General features: G+C 42.4%; 19 protein-coding genes. 17 read left to right on the top strand and 2 right to left on the bottom strand.

The features are described from left to right. Positions 1-12 precede the first annotated feature (12 nt). The 15 genes from purB to A3GS_RS0100580 all read left to right on the top strand — a co-directional run bounded on the left by purB (position 13) and on the right by A3GS_RS0100580 (position 17,995). Positions 13-1,362, top strand: a complete 1,350-nt coding sequence (purB, locus tag A3GS_RS0100645; RefSeq protein WP_026216209.1) for an adenylosuccinate lyase — start codon at positions 13-15, stop codon at positions 1,360-1,362. Between the two features lie 19 nt (positions 1,363-1,381). Continuing rightward, positions 1,382-2,191 (top strand): transporter substrate-binding domain-containing protein, encoded by an 810-nt coding sequence (locus A3GS_RS0100640; RefSeq protein WP_018363500.1) that lies wholly within the window; start codon positions 1,382-1,384, stop codon positions 2,189-2,191. Positions 2,192-2,378: 187 nt separating this feature from the next. Beyond that, positions 2,379-2,825 (top strand): MarR family winged helix-turn-helix transcriptional regulator, encoded by a 447-nt coding sequence (locus A3GS_RS0100635; RefSeq protein ID WP_018363499.1) that lies wholly within the window; start codon positions 2,379-2,381, stop codon positions 2,823-2,825. Between the two features lie 213 nt (positions 2,826-3,038). After that, positions 3,039-4,790: an ABC transporter ATP-binding protein gene (locus A3GS_RS0100630; RefSeq protein WP_018363498.1), complete on the top strand. Its 1,752-nt coding sequence runs from the start codon at positions 3,039-3,041 to the stop codon at positions 4,788-4,790. Beyond that, positions 4,790-6,667 (top strand): ABC transporter ATP-binding protein, encoded by a 1,878-nt coding sequence (locus A3GS_RS0100625; protein ID WP_018363497.1) that lies wholly within the window; start codon positions 4,790-4,792, stop codon positions 6,665-6,667. Before A3GS_RS0100630 ends, A3GS_RS0100625 begins: the two co-directional genes overlap by 1 nt. Positions 6,668-7,233: 566 nt before the next feature. Next, positions 7,234-8,202 carry a thiamine pyrophosphate-dependent dehydrogenase E1 component subunit alpha gene (locus tag A3GS_RS0100620; RefSeq protein ID WP_018363496.1) on the top strand — a complete coding sequence of 323 codons (969 nt, stop codon included), beginning with the start codon at positions 7,234-7,236 and terminating at the stop codon, positions 8,200-8,202. A 35-nt stretch (positions 8,203-8,237) separates the two neighbouring features. After that, positions 8,238-9,236 (top strand): alpha-ketoacid dehydrogenase subunit beta, encoded by a 999-nt coding sequence (locus A3GS_RS0100615; RefSeq protein ID WP_018363495.1) that lies wholly within the window; start codon positions 8,238-8,240, stop codon positions 9,234-9,236. Between the two features lie 98 nt (positions 9,237-9,334). Next, positions 9,335-10,732 carry a dihydrolipoamide acetyltransferase gene (locus tag A3GS_RS0100610; RefSeq protein ID WP_026216208.1) on the top strand — a complete coding sequence of 466 codons (1,398 nt, stop codon included), beginning with the start codon at positions 9,335-9,337 and terminating at the stop codon, positions 10,730-10,732. A gap of 30 nt (positions 10,733-10,762) precedes the next feature. Beyond that, a complete protein-coding gene (gene lpdA / locus A3GS_RS0100605; RefSeq protein WP_018363493.1) occupies positions 10,763-12,514 on the top strand; it encodes a dihydrolipoyl dehydrogenase in 1,752 nt (583 codons plus the stop codon). Between the two features lie 201 nt (positions 12,515-12,715). Beyond that, the gene (locus A3GS_RS12600) at positions 12,716-12,943 is read left to right on the top strand and encodes a hypothetical protein (protein WP_156808848.1); all 228 of its coding nucleotides are present in this window, start codon (positions 12,716-12,718) and stop codon (positions 12,941-12,943) included. A gap of 32 nt (positions 12,944-12,975) precedes the next feature. After that, positions 12,976-13,161: a hypothetical protein gene (locus A3GS_RS12120; protein ID WP_040807261.1), complete on the top strand. Its 186-nt coding sequence runs from the start codon at positions 12,976-12,978 to the stop codon at positions 13,159-13,161. A 73-nt stretch (positions 13,162-13,234) separates the two neighbouring features. Beyond that, positions 13,235-13,348, top strand: a complete 114-nt coding sequence (locus tag A3GS_RS13215; protein WP_338062730.1) for a hypothetical protein — start codon at positions 13,235-13,237, stop codon at positions 13,346-13,348. 187 nt (positions 13,349-13,535) lie between these two features. Next, positions 13,536-15,449: a CAP domain-containing protein gene (locus tag A3GS_RS11960; protein WP_018363491.1), complete on the top strand. Its 1,914-nt coding sequence runs from the start codon at positions 13,536-13,538 to the stop codon at positions 15,447-15,449. Between the two features lie 404 nt (positions 15,450-15,853). Next, the gene (locus A3GS_RS0100585; RefSeq protein WP_018363490.1) at positions 15,854-16,843 is read left to right on the top strand and encodes a lipoate--protein ligase; all 990 of its coding nucleotides are present in this window, start codon (positions 15,854-15,856) and stop codon (positions 16,841-16,843) included. 336 nt (positions 16,844-17,179) lie between these two features. Next, positions 17,180-17,995, top strand: a complete 816-nt coding sequence (locus A3GS_RS0100580; protein ID WP_018363489.1) for a hypothetical protein — start codon at positions 17,180-17,182, stop codon at positions 17,993-17,995. A gap of 49 nt (positions 17,996-18,044) precedes the next feature. Here the strand turns inward: A3GS_RS0100580 and gatD are convergent, their stop codons facing one another. Together gatD and murT are read right to left on the bottom strand one after the other, a co-directional pair. Continuing rightward, entirely contained in the window at positions 18,045-18,833 is a 789-nt protein-coding gene (gene gatD, locus A3GS_RS0100575; RefSeq protein WP_018363488.1) for a lipid II isoglutaminyl synthase subunit GatD, read from the bottom strand. Continuing rightward, entirely contained in the window at positions 18,833-20,176 is a 1,344-nt protein-coding gene (gene murT / locus A3GS_RS0100570; protein WP_018363487.1) for a lipid II isoglutaminyl synthase subunit MurT, read from the bottom strand. The genes gatD and murT overlap by 1 nt, the downstream gene beginning before the upstream one ends. A 99-nt stretch (positions 20,177-20,275) precedes the next feature. Between murT and cdaA the strand changes: the two genes are divergently transcribed. Both cdaA and A3GS_RS0100560 read left to right on the top strand, forming a co-directional pair. Beyond that, positions 20,276-21,124, top strand: coding sequence for a diadenylate cyclase CdaA (cdaA, locus tag A3GS_RS0100565; protein ID WP_026216206.1), 849 nt, complete (start codon positions 20,276-20,278; stop codon positions 21,122-21,124). Continuing rightward, positions 21,121-22,077 carry a CdaR family protein gene (locus A3GS_RS0100560; RefSeq protein WP_018363485.1) on the top strand — a complete coding sequence of 319 codons (957 nt, stop codon included), beginning with the start codon at positions 21,121-21,123 and terminating at the stop codon, positions 22,075-22,077. Before cdaA ends, A3GS_RS0100560 begins: the two co-directional genes overlap by 4 nt. The last annotated feature ends 53 nt before the right edge of the window (positions 22,078-22,130 follow it).

The following is a 22,130-nucleotide window of genomic DNA, read 5'->3' as shown; positions in this document are numbered from 1 at the left end:
GAGGGAGAAAAAGTGACTAGTGTTTTAGATTCTATATTGATGCAAAATAATTTTTCAACTCCTGAGATTAGAGCAATCTGGAGTGATGAAAATAAGATTTCTAAACAATTGAAAGTTGAAGCGGCTCTTGCCAAAGTAGAAGGCGAGCTGGGAGTCATTCCAGAAACAGCAGCAAAAAAGATTGTCGAAAAAGCTAAAGTAGAAAATTTTGATCTTTTATCCTTACAAAAGGAAAGTGCTGAAAAGCGTCATTCTTTAATTGCTTTAATTCATGCGCTCCAATCAGCTGTAGGAGCTGAAGAGGGTGAATTTGTACATTATGGTGTTACAACTCAAGATATTGTTGACACTGGCATAATGTTGCAAACTAAGGAAGCATACAATATTATCAAAGATCATTCTGAAAAGTTAATTCGAACATTAGCGGTTTTGACTAAGGAACATCGTTCAACCATTATGATGGGACGAACACATGGTATTCATGCTATTCCAATTACTTTTGGTTTTAAATTGGCAATCTGGCTGGATGAATTATTACGAAGTCAAAGAAGGCTAGACCAGCTTTTAGATAATGGTGTATTTGTTGGTAGTATTAGTGGTGCAGTAGGTACTTATGCGGCATTTGCTGGTAGAGGTGTTGAAATTGAAAAACTAACATTATTTGAACTGGATCTCTCTGTTCCAAATATTTCATGGCAACCTTCGCGAGATAGATTTTCAGAATTTGCTACAACTCTTGGAATATATTCAGGGACACTGGGGAAAATTGGTCGTGAACTTTTTACACTCATGAAGACTGAGATAAATGAGATCCATGAGCCTTTCCGTAAAGGAGAAATTGGTTCGTCTACAATGCCTCAAAAACGCAATCCAGCTCTAATAGAAGGACTTGCAAGTTTAACTCAACCTGTCTTTTCGGATGTAAGTCTTACGTTACAATCTATGCTAATTGATGGTGAGCGCGATGCTATTCATTGGCGTAATGAATGGGTGGTCTTGCCAGAAATCACTAGCTATTTGGATGCACAAATTGTTAACTTAACTTACATACTATCTGAGCTTGATGTTAATGTTGAGCAAATGCGGAAGAACCTTGAGATACAGGGGACTCTTCCCTATTCAGAACGTATTATGTTTGAATTAGGTAAAGTCGTTGGTAAGCAGACCGCTCATGAACTTGTTTATCAAGCAGCAATGACATCTATAGAAAATCACGAAGATTTTATTCACCTATTATACAAAAATTCACAAATTAGCTCGAATTTTAGTTGGGAAGAGGTTAATTCTTGGACTATACCAGAAAATAATATTGGAGAAAGTCTATCTAAGGTTGATCACATTTTGTCACAAGTAAATATTTAATTTAGAGGGAGATTTTATTATGCGAAAAAAATCTATTATTGGTATTATTGCCGTCATTATTATTGCTATCATTACTTACTTTGGTTATCAAACTGCGTCGGGAGGAAATAGTTCTTCTAAATCCAGCTCTTCATCAGATACACCTGTGTTAAAAGTTGCAACAACAGGTGTGAGTTTCCCTGGTTCATATAAAGACGATGATGGAAAACTAACTGGATTCGACGTGGAAGTCATCAAAGCGGTAGCTGATAAAATTGGATATGATGTAGATTTTAAAACTACTAGTTTTGATGGACTTTTCGGTCTTTTAACTAGCCATAAAGTAGATGTAGTTGCAAGTTCCATTGCTATCACAGATGAACGTGAAAAAACATACGATTTCTCTACCCCTTACGCAACTTTCCAATATGGTGTTGTGACAAAATCTGATTCTGGTTTAAAATCGGTAGATGATTTGAATAACACTACTATTTCAGCAACTGTTGGTTCTAATCAAATCAATGTTCTTCAGAATTTTAACTCAACAATTCAAATTCAAACATATGATGATCGTGAAGCAGCACTTTCAGCAGTAACAAATGGACAAGTAGATGGTTATTCAAATGCTAAAACGATTTTATCTGCTATCATTGCTCAGAAAGGGTTGGATTTAAAAATTCTTGATGGAGAAATTGAAGAAGAAAACATTGCTATTGCATTTAATAAAGGTGAAGATGAAAAACTTCAAGAAAAAGTCAATAAAGCTCTTGTGGAACTTCAAGAGGACGGGACTATCGCAAAACTTTCGGAAAAATTTTTCTCAGGTATTGATGCAAGTTATCAAGGGTAATTATATTTATATCTAACCAGCCCATAGGCTGGTTTTTTATATGACTTCAAGTCCGCTACGCACCCTGTGGAGCAAGACAAATCATGCCCACCCTTTTGACGGATGTGTATGATTTATTCAATAGCCTGCTATTGACTTTTAGTTAAAAAGCTTTATAATAGCTAATAGAGTTTTGAGGAGGTGTTGAATGGAAGTGAAAAATGCTCCTTACGGTTGGTTGATTAAGCGGATTGCCAATCAAATGGAACAAAATATGAACCAATTCTTAAAGCCTTATAATACTACTAGCATGCAATCATGGGTGCTTTTATATTTAGGTGATTTGGATCGTTGTTTAACTTTCAAGGAGTTGGAAAAGCAATTTGAAGTTTCTCAGCCAACTATGGTGGGAATTTTGTCTCGCTTGGAGCAAAAGCAGCTAGTCGTGATCAGTACGGATGAGCATGATAAACGTATTAAAAAAGTACGTCTGTCGTCATCGGGCGCGAATTTGATTGCGGGCTTGCGCCAGCATTTGAAAGTGTCAGAAGAGGATATCATTGCCCATTTCACTAGAGAGGAACAAAAAATATTCCATGCTCATTTGGAGAAGGCCTATCAAAATATTGTAGAAAAAGATGGAGAAAGGAAGTAGGAGTGAGGCTTGCTCTTTTAGACTAATACTCATTGACAATCAAAATGATACATCGCTGACTCTAGCTTGCCCTACTTTGGAGGAAAGCCTTGCTTTCCCCTAGGGTGTATTAAATCTAGCGGTAGCAGATTAAACTAAGAAGTCGTCTTGTCAACTTTTGATTTTCTTTACCTATAAAGTCTGCTAGAGTACTACTCACAAGGTATCTTAATTATGATAAAAGTATTGCTGGCTCAGGTCAAAGAATACAAAAAAGCATCGCTCTTGTCGCCTCTATTTGCGGCTCTGGAAGTTTTCTTTGACGTTTCTGTGCCCTTTGTGATTTCCCTGCTCATTGACCAAGGGATTCAGGCTGGCAGGATGAATATGGTTCTGCTATATGGTTTGCTTATGCTGGTTCTAGCCTCTTGTGGGTTGACCTGTGGTTATTTGGCGGGGAAATATGCTGCGCAGGCTTCGGCTGGTTTTGCAGCCAATCTGCGTGAAGGCATGTATGAAAATATTCAGACCTTTGCCTTTTCAAATATTGATAAATTCAGCACAGCTGGTCTGGTCACTCGTATGACAACGGACGTGACCAATGTCCAAAACGCTTATCAAATGATTATTCGCGTGGTTGTGCGGGCACCGCTGACCATCATTGTTAGTATGATTATGTGTTTTGTGGTAGACCAGCAACTTAGCTTGATTTTCCTGGCAGCTGTTGTCTTTCTTGGTCTAGCTCTTTTCGTGGTTATCCGCAAAGCTATGGGCACCTTCCGCTACGTCTTTCGCAAATATGATGACCTCAATGCTAGTGTTCAGGAGAACATTTCAGCCATTCGTGTGGTCAAGGCCTTTGTCCGTGAAGACCACGAAAATACCAAATTTACCAAAGCTGTTGAAAATATTTACAAACTTTTCGTTAAGGCTGAAAAGATTATCATCATGAATACACCAATTCTCATGACAACCATTTTTTCATGTATCATCTTGTTGTCTTGGTTCGGTGCTCAATTTATCGTTGTAGGCAGTTTGACAACGGGTGAATTAACCTCACTCTTCTCCTATGTCTTTGCAATGATGATGTCGCTCATGATGTTGTCCATGATTATGGTTATGATTTCCATGAGTTTTTCAAGCGCAGAGCGTATTTCTGAAGTGTTGACTGAGCAGGCTGACATTGTTAATCCTGCTCATCCAGTCATGACAGTGGCAGATGGAAGCATTGAGTTTGATCATGTGCACTTTTCATACAAACACGGTAATGCCGAAGAAGTTTTGTCTGATATTGATCTGTCTATTAAATCGGGTGAGGTTATCGGTGTCATTGGTGGAACAGGCTCAGGAAAGACTTCCTTTGCTAACTTAGTTTCTCGTCTTTATGATGTGGACAGTGGTAGTGTTTTGGTTGGGGAACATGATGTGCGTGATTACGACCTTGAGGTTCTCCGTGATCAGGTGGCGGTTGTTCTTCAAAAAAATGTCCTCTTTTCAGGAACGATTCTTGACAACCTGCGTTGGGGAAATGAAAATGCAACTGAAGAAGAATGTATAGAAGCCTGTCGCCAAGCCTGTGCAGATGAATTCATCGAGCGTTTCCCAGACAAGTATAATACTTGGATTGAGCAAGGCGGTAGTAACGTGTCAGGTGGCCAAAAGCAACGTCTCTGTATTGCCCGCGCCTTACTTAAAAAACCAAAAGTCTTGATTTTGGATGATTCAACCAGTGCAGTTGATACGGCAACAGATGCCAATATCCGCCGCGCATTTGAAGAATCTATTCCTGGAACGACTAAAATTATCATCTCCCAACGGATTTCAAGTGTTGAACAAGCTAGCCGTATCTTGGTACTTGATGATGGTAAAATGACAGGATTTGCCAGCCATGATGAATTGTTGAAGACCAATGATATTTACCGCGACATCTACAATGTCCAACAAGAAGCTAGCGGTGATTTTGATGAGGAAGGAGGAAATAACTAATGCCACAAGAAATAAAAGTTGTTAATAAGCAGGCTACGCTCAAACGCGTCTTGGCTTATGTTTTTAAATACTACAAAGGCCGTTTTCTCCTCGTCCTTATCTTGATTTTGCTATCAGCACTCTGTATGCTGCGTTTTTCACTCTTCATGCAGACCCTGATTGATGCCTACATTACACCGCTGATGGCCAGCAGTCATCCCGATTTTTCAGGTCTGGGCATGGCTATCCTCAAGCTTACCCTGGTGGGAGCAGTCGGTGTCCTCAGTACTTATTCTTTCAACCGTCTCATGGTTTATGTCGGGCAAGGAACCATGCGTCGTATTCGGATTGACCTTTTCACCCACATGGAGAGTCTTCCCATCAAATACTTTGATACCCATGCACACGGTGACATCATGTCCATCTATACCAACGACGTTGACACCCTGCGCCAGCTCATTAGCCAAAGTATTCCGCAGGTGGTCAATTCTAGCTTTTCAATCGTAACGACGCTAGTTGCCATGACTGTCCTCAATATTCCGCTGACCCTGCTGTCAGTCGCTATGGTCTTTGTTCTCCTTTTTGTGGCAAGGAAAATAGCTGCGCAGTCTTCCAAGCATTTCCACAAACAGCAAAATGATTTGGGGACTGTCAACGGATTTATCGAAGAAATGATGGAAGGACAGAAGGTCATCAAGGTTTTCAATCATGAAGAAGATGCTAAAGCTGACTTCAGAAAATTAAATCAAGAACTGCGTATTAGTGCCACAGATGCCAACATTTATGCCAACATCCTCATGCCAATCTCAGCCAACATTGGTCATATTTCCTATGTCCTTTGTGCTATGCTAGGTGCGGTCTTGGCTCTCAATGGCTATGCAGGCTTGACGCTAGGAACCTTGGTGTCCTTCCTGACCCTAAACCGCAGTTTCACCAACCCTATTACACAAATCAGCCAGCAAATTAACAGTGTCATCATGGCCATGGCCGGTGCTGACCGTGTCTTTGCGCTCATGGATGCTGAACCTGAAAAGGATGAAGGTTATGTTGACCTAGTCAACGCTGTGGAAGATGAAGCTGGTTACATCCAAGAATCTGAAAAACAAACAGGTCTTTGGGCATGGAAACATCCCCATCAAGATGGCAGCGTCAGCTACCATAAATTAGAAGGTGCTGTAACCTTCACTGATGTCACCTTTGGTTATAACGATGACAAGATGGTTCTTCATGATATCAATCTTTTTGCTGAGCCAGGTCAAAAGATTGCCTTTGTCGGATCAACTGGTGCTGGTAAGACAACCATCACCAATCTGATTAACCGTTTCTACGATATCCAAGAAGGTAAAATTCGTTATGACGGCATCAATATTGAAAAAATTAAAAAGCCAGCTCTGCGTCGTAGTCTAGGAATTGTTCTTCAGGACACGCATTTGTTTACAGGAACGGTTATGGACAATATTCGTTACGGTCGTTTGGAAGCGACAGATGAGGAATGCGTGGCAGCAGCAAAATTGGCCAATGCCCATGACTTCATCAAGCGCCTGCCAGACGGCTATGAAACTGTCTTGACAGGCGATGGTGGCAGTTTGTCACAAGGTCAACGTCAGCTTTTAGCCATTGCGCGTGCTGCAGTTGCCAATCCGCCAGCTCTGATTTTGGATGAAGCAACATCCTCTATCGATACCCGCACGGAAGTTCATGTTCAAGAGGGCATGGATGCGCTGATGAAGGGGCGTACAACCTTTGTTATCGCTCACCGCTTATCAACGGTTCGCAACGCTGATTGCATTATGGTGCTGGAACAAGGTCGCATCATTGAACGTGGTAATCACAACGACTTGATTGCTCAAAAGGGTCGCTATTACCAACTCTATACTGGTAATGCTATCAGTGAATAAGAAAGAAGAGTCAGGACAAGGATATTTTATCAAGGCCAACTCGCAAATAGCTAAAAAGCAACGAATTTAAGGTCATTGCTTTTTCTGTGCGCTAACCCAATTTTCTTCCAGCTATTTTGTTTTAGTTCGAGCTAGCATTTGCGAAGATTAGCTATTACATTTTTAATTCGGTTTATCATCCGTGAAAAAGTTCACTGGATTTTTAATTGAATTTATTATCTATGAAGTTGGCCAGTTTAAAATTGTGTCAAATCATCTTTCGAGGAAGTTAAAGACTCATTAATCTACTTTGTGAAAATTATATTTTATAATACAGTTAAAAACTGTTATAACCTGTTACACCAATGGAAGAAAGCGGTTCAATTATTTGCGGATTGTGAAATTTTATCATAGAATGAAGGTGTAATACTCAAGAGAAATCAATCTTAACAAGGCGGCTTCTTAGTTAAAACTTCTGATGTTAAAAACGGGAAGAGTAGATCTTTTCTCAAATGTATGGCAAGTTGAAGTCAATAATGTATAATTTTGATTTTCAAAGAGTGTAATCGAATTAGTGGAGGAAAATTATGGTAACACTATCTAAAGAACAACATTTGGATATGTTTCTCAAAATGCAACGTATTCGTGATGTCGATATGACATTAAATAAATTGGTTCGTCGTGGTTTCGTTCAAGGTATGACACACTTTTCAGTCGGAGAAGAAGCGGCTTCTGTTGGAGCTATTCATGATTTGACTGACCAGGATATTATTTTTTCAAATCACCGTGGACACGGTCAGACCATCGCTAAAGGAATTGATCTCAATGCCATGATGGCCGAGTTGGCTGGTAAGGCGACGGGTTCTTCCAAGGGACGTGGTGGCTCTATGCACTTAGCCAATCTTGAAAAAGGAAATTATGGTACCAATGGTATTGTCGGTGGTGGCTATGCCTTGGCTGTCGGCGCTGCCTTGACTCAACAATATGAAAATACAGGAAATATCGTCATCGCTTTTTCAGGAGATTCGGCGACCAATGAAGGTTCTTTCCATGAATCGGTCAACCTAGCAGCTGTTTGGAACTTGCCAGTTATTTTCTTCATCATCAATAACCGCTATGGTATTTCAACAGATATCACCTATTCAACCAAGATATCCCATCTTTACTTGCGTGGTGAGGCTTACGGTGTGCCTGGCTATTATGTTGAAGACGGTAATGATGTGGTGGCTGTTTATGAAACTATGCATGAAGTTATTGATTATGTGCGTGCTGGCAATGGTCCAGCTATCGTTGAAGTCGAGTCTTACCGCTGGTTTGGTCATTCGACTGCAGATGCGGGTGTCTATCGTACCAAAGAAGAAGTGGACACATGGAAAGCCAAAGATCCGCTCAAGAAGTACCGCGCTTATCTGACGGAAAATGGCCTTGCTTCTGACCAAGAATTGGATGCTATTGTAGAGCAGGTAGCTCAGGAAGTTAAGGATGCGGTAACCTTTGCCCAAGACAGCCCAGAACCAGATATGTCAGTCGCTTTCCAAGACGTCTGGGTAGACTAATACCATTATATGAATCATTGAGGAGAAGATAGATTATGTCAGAAACAAAAGTAATGGCCTTGCGTGAAGCCATTAACCTTGCTATGAGCGAGGAGATGCGCAAGGATGATAAAATTTTCTTAATGGGTGAAGACGTCGGCATCTATGGTGGAGACTTTGGAACGTCCGTCGGAATGCTGGCTGAATTTGGTGGCAAACGTGTCAAAGATACCCCTATCTCAGAAGCTGCTATCGCAGGTGCTGCTGTCGGAGCAGCGCAAACTGGTCTGCGCCCTATCGTTGACCTGACTTTCATGGACTTTGTGACTATTGCCATGGATGCCATTGTCAACCAAGGGGCTAAGGCTAACTATATGTTCGGTGGTGGCTTGAAAACACCTGTGACCTTTCGTGTGGCCTCAGGTTCAGGAATCGGCTCTGCTGCCCAACACTCACAATCTTTAGAAGCTTGGCTGACCCACATTCCAGGCATCAAGGTGGTAGCGCCTGGAACAGTCAACGATGCTAAAGGACTGTTGAAGTCAGCCATCCAAGATAATAATTTGGTTATCTTTATGGAGCCTAAGGCACTATACGGGAAGAAAGAAGAAGTCAATCAAGACCCTGATTTCTACATTCCACTGGGTAAAGGTGATGTGAAACGTGAGGGAGATGATTTGACCATTGTGAGCTATGGCCGCATGCTGGAGCGTGTCTTGCAGGCTGCAGAAGAAGTGGCTGCTGATGGTATCAATGTTGAAGTGGTTGACCCCCGGACACTCATTCCGCTTGATAAGGACTTGATTATTGAATCGGTCAAGAAAACAGGCAAACTGATGCTGGTTAATGATGCCTACAAGACAGGTGGATTTATTGGTGAAGTCGCTACAATCGTCACAGAAAGCGAGGCCTTTGATTATCTGGATCATCCAATCGTTCGTTTAGCAAGCGAAGATGTACCCGTCCCTTATTCACGTGTTTTAGAGCAGGGGATTTTGCCAGATGTCGCCAAAATCAAAGCTGCCATTTACAAGATGGCAAACAAGGGAAATTAAGCCCCAACCTCCATACGACTAGAAAGGAGTTAGAATCAGTCGAAAGCAGGCTGCAAGAATGAAAAAAGATGTGCTTTCAGACTGTTCTTAGTATAATTATGGCTGTCGAAATTATTATGCCAAAGCTTGGCGTTGACATGCAGGAAGGCGAAATCATCGAATGGAAAAAGCAAGAAGGTGATGTGGTTTCCGAAGGTGATATTCTTTTGGAAATCATGTCCGACAAGACCAATATGGAACTGGAAGCCGAAGATTCTGGTATTCTATTGAAAATTATTCACGGTGATGGTGATGTGGTGCCCGTGACGCAGGTCATTGGCTATCTAGGAGAAACAGGCGAGGAGATTGACCTAGCTAATCAAGCAGCGTCAGCTCCTTCACAAGAAAAATCTAAGGTGCAAGTAGTGTCTGTACCTCAAGCTGACGATACATCGTCAGTTCCCCCTCAAGAACCAGTTACCCAAGGAAGGCAAGGCTCTGTTCGTGCGACTCCAGCTGCGAGAAAGTTAGCCAAAGACTTAGGGATTAACCTCAGTCAGGTTGTAGGAACGGGGCCGAAAGGTCGTGTCCACAAAGAAGATGTTGAAAACTTTGAGGCTGCTCAACCAAAAGCCTCACCACTTGCTGCCAAGATGGCCCATGAAAATGGTATTGACTTAGCTAGTGTTGTAGGTTCAGGCTTCCGTGGCAAGATTATGAAAGAAGACATCTTGGCCCTACTGGGGACTTCCCAACCTGAGGCTATTCAAGAACTTCCAGTCGCTGTCAAGGAAGAAAAAGCTGAATTGCCAGAAGGTGTTGAAGTCATCAAGATGTCTGCCATGCGTAAGGCTGTTGCCAAGAGTATGGTTAATTCTTACCTGACTGCACCGACCTTCACGCTTAACTATGACATTGACATGACGGAAATGATTGCTCTACGAAAGAAATTAATTGAACCAATCATGGCTAAGACAGGTTTCAAAGTGAGTTTCACAGACTTAATTGGTTTGGCTGTTGTAAAGACCTTGATGAAGCCAGAGCACCGTTACCTCAATGCTAGTCTTATCAATGATGCGACGGAAATCGAACTGCATCAGTTTGTTAATATTGGTATTGCAGTCGGTTTGGATGAAGGACTTTTAGTGCCTGTCGTGCATGGTGCAGACAAGATGAGTCTATCAGACTTTGTGGTGGCCTCAAAGGATGTTATCAAAAAAGCTCAGACTGGCAAACTCAAATCAGCAGAAATGTCAGGTTCAACCTTCTCCATCACTAACTTGGGCATGTTTGGGACCAAGACTTTCAATCCAATCATCAACCAACCAAACTCAGCTATTCTGGGCATTGGGGCAACGATTCCGACACCAACTGTGGTAGATGGTGAGATTACCATCCGTCCAATCATGGCCATGTGCTTGACGATTGACCATCGCATTGTAGATGGCATGAATGGTGCTAAGTTTATGGTTGACCTCAAGAACTTGATGGAAAATCCGTTTGAATTGTTGATTTGATAGAAAAAAATTAGTAATTAAGGAGAAAACATGGCTACTGAAATTATTATGCCCAAACTTGGTGTTGACATGCAAGAAGGCGAAATCATTGAATGGAAAAAACAAGAGGGTGATGTTGTCAATGAGGGAGACATCCTTCTTGAAATCATGTCAGATAAAACGAATATGGAACTAGAAGCAGAAGACTCTGGTGTCCTCCTAAAAATCACTCATGGTAATGGTGATGTGGTGCCTGTCACTGATATTATCGGTTATATCGGTGCAGAAGGAGAAATTTTGGCAGAAGAAAGCCAAGATGTTCCAGCGGCAACTGCTAGTGACCTCAAGGCTGCCGGTCTAGAGGTGCCAAGTGCACCAGCTTCTGATACTCCTAAGCTAGCTCCACAAGCAGACCTAGCAGACAATGAATATGATATTGTGGTTGTCGGTGGTGGTCCTGCCGGCTACTATGCAGCCATTCGCGCTGCTCAGTTGGGTGCCAAGGTTGCTATCGTTGAAAAATCAGAATTTGGTGGTACCTGCCTCAATGTTGGCTGTATTCCAACTAAGACCTATCTGAAGAATGCTGAAATTCTTGATGGTCTCAAGATTGCTGCTGGCCGCGGGATTAATCTGGCCTCAACTAATTACACTATTGACATGGATAAGACTGTTGCATTCAAAAATTCAGTTGTCAAACAATTAACGGGCGGCGTACGGGGATTGCTTCGTGCTAACAAGGTCACTGTCTTTAATGGTTTGGGAAATGTTAATCCAGACAAGACAGTAACCATAGGTTCTGAGACTATCAAGGGTCGCAACATCATCTTGGCAACAGGCTCTAGAGTATCACGTATCAATATTCCTGGTATCAACTCATCTTTGGTGTTGACATCGGATGATATTCTTGACTTGCGCGAAATGCCTAAGTCACTGGCTGTCATGGGCGGTGGTGTAGTCGGTATCGAGCTTGGTTTGGTCTGGGCTTCCTATGGTGTTGATGTGACGGTCATTGAAATGGCTGACCGCATTATTCCAGCTATGGATAGGGAAGTCTCTCTCGAGTTGCAAAAGATTTTGGCTAAGAAGGGCATGAAAATCAAGACATCCGTTGGTGTGTCAGAAATCGTTGAAGCCAACAACCAACTCACTCTCAAACTCAATAACGGTGAAGAAGTCGTGGCAGAAAAAGCTCTGTTATCTATCGGACGTGTCCCACAATTGAACGGTCTTGAAAATCTCAACCTTGAGATGGAACGCGGTCGCATCAAAGTCAACGATTACCAAGAAACCTCAATCCCAGGGATCTACGCTCCTGGTGACGTCAATGGAACCAAGATGTTGGCGCACGCAGCCTTCCGCATGGGTGAAGTTGCTGCTGAAAATGCCATCTGGGGCAATGTTCGCAAGGCCAACCTTGAATATACCCCAGCTGCCGTCTATACTCATCCAGAAGTGGCTATGGTCGGTCTTACCGAAGAAGAAGCACGCGCCAAATATGGTAATGTCCTTGTTGGCAAGTCAAGTTTTGCTGGCAATGGCCGAGCTATCGCCTCCAACGAAGCTCATGGATTTGTCAAAGTCATCGCAGACACTAAATACCATGAAATACTTGGTGTTCACATCATTGGACCTTCCGCTGCTGAGCTCATCAACGAAGCTGCAACTATCATGGAAAATGAATTAACTGTTGATGAACTCCTTCGTTCTATCCATGGACACCCAACTTTCTCAGAAAACATGTACGAAGCATTCGCAGATGTTCTGGGAGAAGCTATTCACAACCCACCAAAACGCAAATAAGGTGTAAAACTCGTTTCTGTTTTTGTTTCTTTTTCAAAAAGTTAGAAAGAATCATTGTGAATAAATTGAAATAGTTCCTCAACAGGATATCGTTGAGGGACTATTTTTAGAATTACCTCAAATAAGCTAAAAATCTTTTCGTTTTTTAAAATAATTTAATTGTTAGAATATCTAAGAGGTTCTTATAAAAAAGAAACGTGCTTGGTTTACATCCTTGTTGTCATGGATTTGTTGGCAGCGGGTGCGTACTCTGCTTTGCCTGAGGACAGTTCAGTCTCCACAACCACAGGGTCAAGTTCAAGTGCGGTGACAGAAGCATCAAGTGCTCCATCATCAACAACTACGACAACCGAAGTGTCGTCAAGTTCATCACAGGCTCAATCTTCCTCAGCTATAACAATACAAGTCTACCATTTACTGTGTCAGTAACTTGGTCAGACGGTTTTCAATCAAATGAAAAAGTGACGTGGACTTCAGCTAACTACACAAATGAAAGTAATAAGGCTAAAGTAGTGACTTTGACAGGAATAATTGCCAATACCAGTCTCAAATCAAAAGCAACAGAGATAGTTCATGAAATCAAGTCAGTATCTAACGTGTCTGTTTCAACAGCCACTGTTTCAGTGATCAAGAAAGTAAAGCACTAACCCCATGCACCGACTTTATAATCTAAACTCGGGTAAACATTTCTACACCAAAAATGCCGCTTAGAAAGATTATCTGGCTAGCATCGGATGGAAATACGAAGGTGTAGCTTGGTATGCACCAGTTTTAGGAAATTCAGTCTATCGTCTTTACAATCCAAATGCTAAGCAAGCAGGCTCACATCATTAATACCCTCAACAAAGGGGAAAGTGACGACCTGACAGCCCTTGGCTGGAAGTTTGAAAGTATCGGTTAGTATGCTGTCAAATAATTTCAAAGAGAACTTTGGCTCTCTTTTCCTTTTTGAATCAGTGTTTGCGATTTTCCCTAAAACATGGTTTAATAAAGTTAGAAAATACAGTCACTAGGAAAGTCTATGAAAAGAATTGAACGTTTTTCCCTTCGGAAAGTAAAAATCGGTTTGGTGTCAGTCTGCCTGCTGTCTCTGCTTTGGATTGCTGACGCAGTGCAGGCGGATGCTAATGTTGTCAGCAACCCTCAATCAGCGACAACTCTCCAGTCTCAGTCTAGTCAGGCAACATTTGTCTCAAATTCAGATAGTCAAGACCTATCAACCCCAAGCACAGTAGTCAGTCCAGACACTTTGCTTCCTACTGACCCTATGACAAATTGTGAGCCAAGCCCTGTACATGGCTCAGCAGCTCAACCTGTTATCTCATCTGCTTTAGGAAGTCAGCCCGCCAGCTTGGCAGGACAAACAATGGGTCAATCCGCTTCATCAAAGCAGTCAAATCCTACAAGTCCTGCGCAAAACGCACAAGTTGCTAGTCCAGCAGTAGCAAGCAGCGGCCAGCCTGATCAGACGCAGACGGTATCTAGTCATTCAGCGACATCCCTTGATTTAAATACAGATTATCAGCAATCTGTCCTTAGTCAAGCTGGGAGCAATCAGGTTAGTGTAAATCAAACTCAACCAGCTGACATTGAGAATCTAGCCAGTCAAACTCCGCCGTTTCGTCCAGCACAGGGCAATGTTGATGCTGCTGCGACAACATTTGCCAGCCTTGATGGGACATACTTGGCCATAAATAGTCAGGTTTTACTGAACAGGCTCAATGCCATCCGTAAGGAAGCATTTGACGAGGGCCTAGTGGCAGAATATGTCCCCCTCAAATGGTCCTTCGAGCTAGAAAAACTTGCTCAGACTAGAGCAGCAGAAGCCACCGTCAAGCAATCCCATACCAGACCAAATGAATTTTACACTTTTTCTAACAGCACTGAGGATGGTTTTAGCGCAGCAGGAGAAAATCTGGCTTGGAATTTCCGTCGCGGTTTTGACAGTACTGTCCGTGCCACCGAGCAATTCTACGAAGAAAAACCTGACTACCTCAACTACCTCAAGACAGGAGTGGAGACCAAGCAAATTGGTCACTACATGGCTATGATTGACCCTAACTACCGCTATGTGGGTATCGCAACTTTTTACGCCAACTCTGGCTACTTTTTCACCACTACAGCGCAGCAATTTTCCGACCAAGAGCTCCTAACCGAGAAGCAGAGCCAACTCTCAGGTCGCTTCCAGCAAGAACTGCAAGTGTCTGAAAATGGTCTGACCAATCTGAAACTTAGCCTGACCTCACCCCTGCTAAAGGTCAAAGAGGCTGGTCAAGCCCAGCTGACCGCCGATCTATTGGTTACTGGTTTTCAGACTGGAACTCTCCCCGCCAAACTTAGCCACATTGATTGGTCCAGCTCCGATACCAGCATTCTTAGCATTGACTCCAAAGGGGGGTATCTTGGAAAAAAGGCAGGGCAGGCCACGTTATTTGCTAAAGTTGCCAATTTTATCCTGTCCCAGTCAGTTCTCGTTCAGCTACCGCCGCAAGTCCAAGTTTTGGCCAAACAGCTGACTCAGCTACAGGTGAATGAAAATTCAATAAACCGCAAGCTGATGTCTGCTAGCTACCGCCCTAGAGAGTACAGCTCTTTTTCAAACTTTTTCTATAGTCCAGTTAATAGGACTAGCGACCATCTAACCCAGCTGACAGATGACATCCAGCTCAGCTTAAATCTGCTCCCAGTCTATGTTCTCTATCATCCCCTTACTCACAAGGCTTTCTACACCTGCGATTGGAAAGAGCGAGCATACCTTCTGGAGTTAGGTTGGCAAGATGGCGGCATTGCTTGGTATGCTCCAAGCAATGGTTTGCCAGTTTACCGTCTCTATCACCCTACTTTGGGGCAACATTACTACACAGACTCCCTAACCGAGCTCCAAGACCTGCAAGACATGGGCTGGCGCTATGAGGGTATCGCTTGGTATCAATAAAACGAGGAGTAAGTTAGCTTAGTCTTAACTCACTGTTTTGATTTCATCAGAAATTAAAACAGTTTAATCTCCCCAGGCCTTTGCCACCTACTACAAAAATGCAAATGCCCAGTTGTGGGGCAGCTGCTTTTTTATATTTTGTAGGAAGGCAATTGAGGAATTACCTAGTTTTTGGCATTTTTTCGAGTATCTGTTAGCATTGCTGAAAAGTTCAGATTATTTGAAAAGTAAGTAGATATCTCGCCCGATTAAAGAAAGATTAGACAGTAGAGTTATCAAAAACATATCCAAGAGGCAAAATCCTTTGGAATTTCGCCTCTTTTTGCTACAATGAAAAAAAGCTCTTTCATCAAGCTTTTATTAATCAGTGGGGTTTCTACCCATGCCTCAAAGGAGTCATCATTATGAAATATATTGTCAACACTTCCCACAATCCAGCCTACAATATCGCTCTGGAAGCCTATGCTTTCCGCGAACTCATGGACGAGGATGAGCTTTTCATTCTCTGGATTAATGAGCCTGCTATCATCATCGGCAAGCACCAAAATACTATTGAGGAGATTAACAAGGAGTACACCGATGCTCATGGCATCCACGTCGTGCGCCGTCTGTCAGGAGGTGGCGCTGTTTACCACGACCTCAACAACCTCAACTACACTATTATTTCCAATAAATCGGATGAAGGAGCCTTTGACTTCAAGACCTTCTCCCAACCTGTAATCGCCACTCTTGCGGACCTTGGTGTCAAGGCAGAGTTCACTGGCCGTAATGACCTTGAAATTGATGGCAAGAAATTCTGTGGCAATGCGCAGGCTTATTATAAGGGGCGTATGATGCATCACGGCTGCCTGCTCTTTGATGTGGACATGACCGTTTTGGGGAATACTCTTAAAGTTAGCAAGGACAAGATTGAGTCTAAAGGGGTCAAATCAGTTCGTGCCCGCGTGACAAATATCCTAGACCAATTACCAGAAAAAATCACCGTACAGGAATTTTCAGACATGATTTTGGAAAAAATGAAAGAAACCTATCCCGACATGACTGAGTATGTGCTATCAGACGAGGAGCTGGCTAAAATTCAAGCATCAGCTGACCAGCAATTTGGCACATGGGACTGGACTTACGGCAAGTCACCAGAATACACCATCCGCCGTGATGTTCGCTATCCAGCAGGTAAAATCAGCACCTTTGTCAATGTCGAAAACTCTATTATCACCTCTATCAAGATTTACGGAGACTTTTTCGGTGTCCGCGGCGTAGAAGACATTGAAAAGCTCCTTATCGGCAGCCGCTACGAACATAGCGACATCCTATCCAAACTCCAAACTATTGATATTAGCCAGTATTTCTCACGCATGACAGTAGAAGAAGTTGCCAAGGCAATTGTTGCCTAAATAATAAAAATGAAGTTGGAAAGCACAACCAACTTCATTTTTTAGTTTATGAGCAAAACAAGACTGTCAAAGGGTTTGACGAGCCACCGTCAATCGGGCAATGCTTGCCTCACTTTTTTTCAATCCCTATCAACAAATATTGAAATCTAGTTTCCAGTTCTTTAGAGTTTGCAGCATTTCTGGAGACTTATGGCAATTTGTCAATAAGAGTAGGATAAAGTGCCTGCTTATCGTTAGATTCATTGGGCAAATTCTTTCAGGAAGATTGTTATACTAAGTACAACAGGTATTGCTTTAACAAGCAATACCTAATACCATTAGCCTAGGAGAAAAATGATGGCACAAGAGAAGAATTATGAGGTTTTGCTGCAAACCTTGAATGCAGCTAGTCAACTTCCATTAGTAAAGACTAAACGAGATGACTTTTTGAAATCTCGTTTTAAAGACGATGAGCATCTTGACTATATTTTGGAAAATGGACCGCAGTCGGTTTACACCAGCGCTAGCCTACGAAAGATTGCTGACCAGATTATCAAAGAAATGACGACAAAAACATCAGCTATTTCATTTGCAGCAGGATTACCTGGGAATCCTTTAATTGCAGTTGCTGCTGGTGGAGCTGATGTCGTACAGTATTTCGGATTTGCTTTGAACATGGCTCAACAAATTGCTTACCTTTTTGGTGAGGATGACTTGTTTAACGGAGATAGTAATGACTTATCAGAAGAAGCAAAAGTCAGAATTATTGCCTATTTGGGAGTTATGTTTGGTGCCGCAGGATCGGCAGCACTATTGACCAATGTTTCCAAGAAAGCGGGTGTGACGATTGGGAAGCGAGTTGCCGCTAAAGCTTTGACTAAAACGACTTGGTATCCTTTGATGAAAAAGGTTGGCTCAGCAATGGGAGCTAAGGTCACTAAAAAAACGGTTGAAAAGACAATTACGAAGTCTGTTCCTCTGATTGGTGGCGTGATTTCAGGAGGACTAACTTATGTGACCTTTAGACCCATGGGAGGCAAACTGGCAGATACGTTGGTTCAGGTCAATGAAGGCAGTCTTCAAGCGGATCCTGATTTAGAATTAAATCCTAATTTTGTAGCAGTTAGAGATAATGTTATTGACGCAGACTTTGAAGAAACTAGCTCTAAATAAGTATAAAAGCGAAAAGATTGATTAAATCTCTTCGCTTTTTTGTATTTCTCTATTTCTCAAACTCGGCCTTGCTCTTAACATCACCGTATTCTTCAGGAATTTCCTGAGAGAGGATGTCTTGGTAGCTTGGCAGGCTGATGTCTTGACCGTATTTATTGCGCAAAGCAGTGGTTACCAAGCGGTAGGCTAGGTTGGCATTGCGGGAGAGGATTGGCCCGTGGAAGTAGGAGCCAAAGACGTTTTTGTAGTGAACACCCTCGGTGCCATCTTCCTTATTGTTGCCGTTGCCGTAAACGCAGACACCCAGCGGTTTCTCGTCGCTTGAGAGGAAGGTGCGACCTTGGTGATTTTCAAAGCCATAGTAGGTTTCATCAAATTCATCGTTGTGAATTTTAATATCACCTATATAGCGGTTGTTTTCCTGATTTAGCGTGTAGTGTCCCATGACGCCGATGCCATCAACCTTGACTCCGTTGGCCTGCACATAGTATTGCCCTAGCAGTTGGAAGCCACCGCAAATGGCTAGCAGCACCCCATTATTTTCGATATATCGGGCAATGGCAGAGCGTTTAGCAGGCAAGTCCTGGGCAACGATGGATTGTTCGTAATCCTGTCCGCCGCCAAAGAAGACTAGATTGTAGTGGTCAGGATCAAAATCATCTCCCATGGAAACAATATCAACGGTCATTTTGGCGCCTAGCTTTTCTGCCACGTACTTCATCATGAGGACATTACCATTGTCACCGTAAGTGTTCATAAGATTTCCGTAGAGGTGGGCCATGTTGAGCTCGTAGATGTAATCCTTGTTAGCAGGAGATTGCAAAGAAGTGTAGGTCATTAGTTCATCTCCTTTCCGACAGCGTGCTTGCTGGCTAAAATCTCACGGAATTCTAGCATGGCTGTATAGGTGGCTAAGATGTAGGCATGATCGGTCTTTTGCTTTTCAATCAAATTCATAATGTCTTCTAGCTTTTCAGCTTGATGAATCTTATGCTCTGGGTAGCCAGTCACACGCAAGCGACGGGCGATTTCAGAGTGGCGAACGCCACCTGCATTGATTTCAGTGATGTTCATGTCATTGATCGCTTCAAAGTTAGCATCCCAAATCCAGCTGGTATCAATCCCGTCAGCATAGTTGGCATTGAGCAGGACCGACAGGCTAAATGGGTAAGGTGCCAGCTTAATCATTTCCAAGGCCTGACTAGCACCGACCGGATTTTTGATGAGCACTAGTGTACAAGATTTGTCACCAATCTTAAAGCTTTCTTGGCGGCCAAAGACAGCGCGTGACTTGTCAAATCCAGCCTTGATTTGTGCTGGCTCAACGCCGAAAAATTCAGCAACGGAGACAGCAGCTAGAGCGTTGTAGATATTGTAGAGACCGCCTACATTGATTTTATAGCTCTGCCCATCAATGACAAACTCAGACGTGGTATTGGTAATCTTGGTCAGCTCAGTCAAGGCATAATCCAGTTGAGGACGGTGGAAGCCGCAGTTCTCACAAATGTAGTCACCTAGGTTAGCATAGGTGTTGAGCTTGTATTTGAGAATACCATGGCAGTTAGGGCAGAGGATACCTTCGGTATTGTAATGTGCCAACTTAGGCTGACTCTTCTCTGTATCAAAACCGTAGTATTTGACAGGATTAACAACCTCTTTAGAATTGAAGAGCGGGCTGTCACCATTAGCCAAAATAGTGGCCTTGGGAGCGTTGGCTGCGCCGTCCAAAATCATCTGGTAGGTGGTGTAAATTTCACCATAGCGATCCATCTGGTCACGGAAAATATTGGTGAAGACGAAGAGACTTGGTGTGATATACTTGGTGATCTTTGGCAAACTGGCCTCGTCAATTTCCAGTACTGCAATTTTCTTGCCTGATTTAGCCTTTTTAGCAGTCAAAAAAGTAGACACAATTCCTGTAATCATGTTGGCACCGCTGGGGTTAGTCACGACCTCTCCAAAAGCTTCCTTGAGAATCCCAACCGTCAGTGCAGTCGTCAAGGTCTTCCCATTAGTCCCTGTCACCACAACAATTTCATAGTCTTTAGCAATTGTGTCTAGAATGTCCTTGTCAAATTTGAGAGCAAGACTGCCTGGATAAGTAGAGCCACGCCCCATCTTGCTTAAAATAAAATGTGCAGACTTGCCAGCCGCAAGCCCCATAAAAGTCTTAATCTTCATGCTCTTATTTTATCATAAAAAATCGGTTTCTTGACAAAGAAAAACTCTTTGAAAAGTGATATAATATTTTTTAGTAAAAGATGAGAGAAGCGATATTGTATGAGAAATTTAATGGCTATTGATGCAAAATACTGGGAATCACTCTTCCAAAATCCTTGGACATTGTTGATTCATGTGCTAGATATTTTAATTGTTGCCTGGTTTATTTACCGTTTAATAAAAGCCTTAGCTGGTACCAAAATCATGTCCTTGGTGCAAGGTGTCATTTTATTTATTTTAATGCGTTTTATAGCTGAGTTCATTGGTTTTACCACCATTACCTACCTGATGAATCAGGTTATCACCTACGGCGTCATCGCGGCTGTGGTTATCTTTGCTCCTGAGATTCGGACAGGTTTGGAAAAATTTGGTCGAACAGCCCAAGTTTTCACCCAAAGGCCTCAGATCAGTAATGAGGAAAAATTGGTGGATGCCCTAGTCAAATCAGCTGCCTACATGAGTCCGCGTAAGATTGGCGCCCTCATTTCAGTTGAGCGTACACAGACCCTGCAGGAATACATTTCGACAGGAATTCCTCTGCATGCGGATATTTCCAATCAACTACTAATCAATATTTTCATTCCTAATACGCCTCTGCATGATGGTGCCGTCATTATCAGTGGCAATAAGATCGTTTCAGCCTGTTCCTATCTGCCCTTGTCTGAATCAACGTCCATTTCTAAAGAATTTGGGACGCGACACCGCGCAGCTATTGGCTTATCTGAAAATTCAGATGCCTTGACCGTTATTATTTCTGAAGAAACAGGTGGCATCTCTATTGCTCAGAAGGGCGAATTCCTGCACGACCTATCTTTGGAAAATTTCGAAGCTATCTTGCGTGCCCAGTTCATCCATGAAGAAGCTGATAAGCTACCTTGGTATAAGAGAATTAATTGGAGGAAAAAATGAACAAAATGTTAAGGAGTAAGTTTTGGCTTGTTCTTGTATCTATTTTTCTTTCCGTGCTTTTATTTCTGACGGCAACTGCCAGCAATTACAATAAAACTGGTCAGCAAGTCTCAAATGCGACAGAAACTTTTACCCACACCTTAAAAAATGTACCTATTGACATTAAGTATGATAGTGATAAGTATTTCATCAGTGGCTATTCTTATGAGGCTGAAGTCTATCTGACTTCTATTAATCGCGTTAAATTAGATTCGGAAATCAACAGCGATACACGTAGTTTCAAGGTGGTGGCTGACTTGTCCAATGTTCAACCCGGCACCACGACTGCCAAGCTTAAGGTGACTAATTTGCCTTCAGGAGTAACCGCAACTGTATCGCCTGATAATATTTCTGTAACAATTGGAAAGAAAAAGTCAAAAAAATTTAAAGTTGAGGGCAAAGTTAATTCGAATCAACTCGCCACAGGTTATGAAATTAAGAATATGTCAACAGGTCTTCAGGAAGTCGAAGTGACCAGTGACGAGATGACTATCTCACAGGTTGATCATGTTGTAGCCAGTCTACCCGATGACCAAATTTTGAGTGGAGATTACAAGGGTAAGGTGCCCCTTCAGGCTGTCACTGCTGATGGAACCTTGCTTGCCAGTGTTGTTAATCCCGCTCATACGACCCTATATGTTAAGGTCAAGAAATTAACCAAGGTGGTTCCTGTCTCTCTCAAAGCAGTCGGAAAAATGAACGACAAGTTGTCTGATATTGACTACCAATTGAGCCAAGATACGGTGACTATCTCGGGTAGTCAAGAGGCCTTAGACAAAATTAACCAGATTAATGCTGAAGTAGATATTTCAAATGTTACAAGAGACACAGTTAAGACGGTCAACCTATCTGCCGATAATGTCATCATTGAGCCATCAGTCTTGTCTGTTCGGTTGACAACTAAGAAAAAATAATAGATAATGACAAAGAATATGAATGGAGGTTGCGATTTTTCGCAAGGATAATA

This window comes from Streptococcus caballi DSM 19004 (assembly GCF_000379985.1).
GTDB lineage: Bacteria > Bacillota > Bacilli > Lactobacillales > Streptococcaceae > Streptococcus > Streptococcus caballi.
The sequence above is the reverse complement of the archived record's forward strand: the minus strand, read 5'-3'. Positions and strand labels throughout refer to the sequence as shown.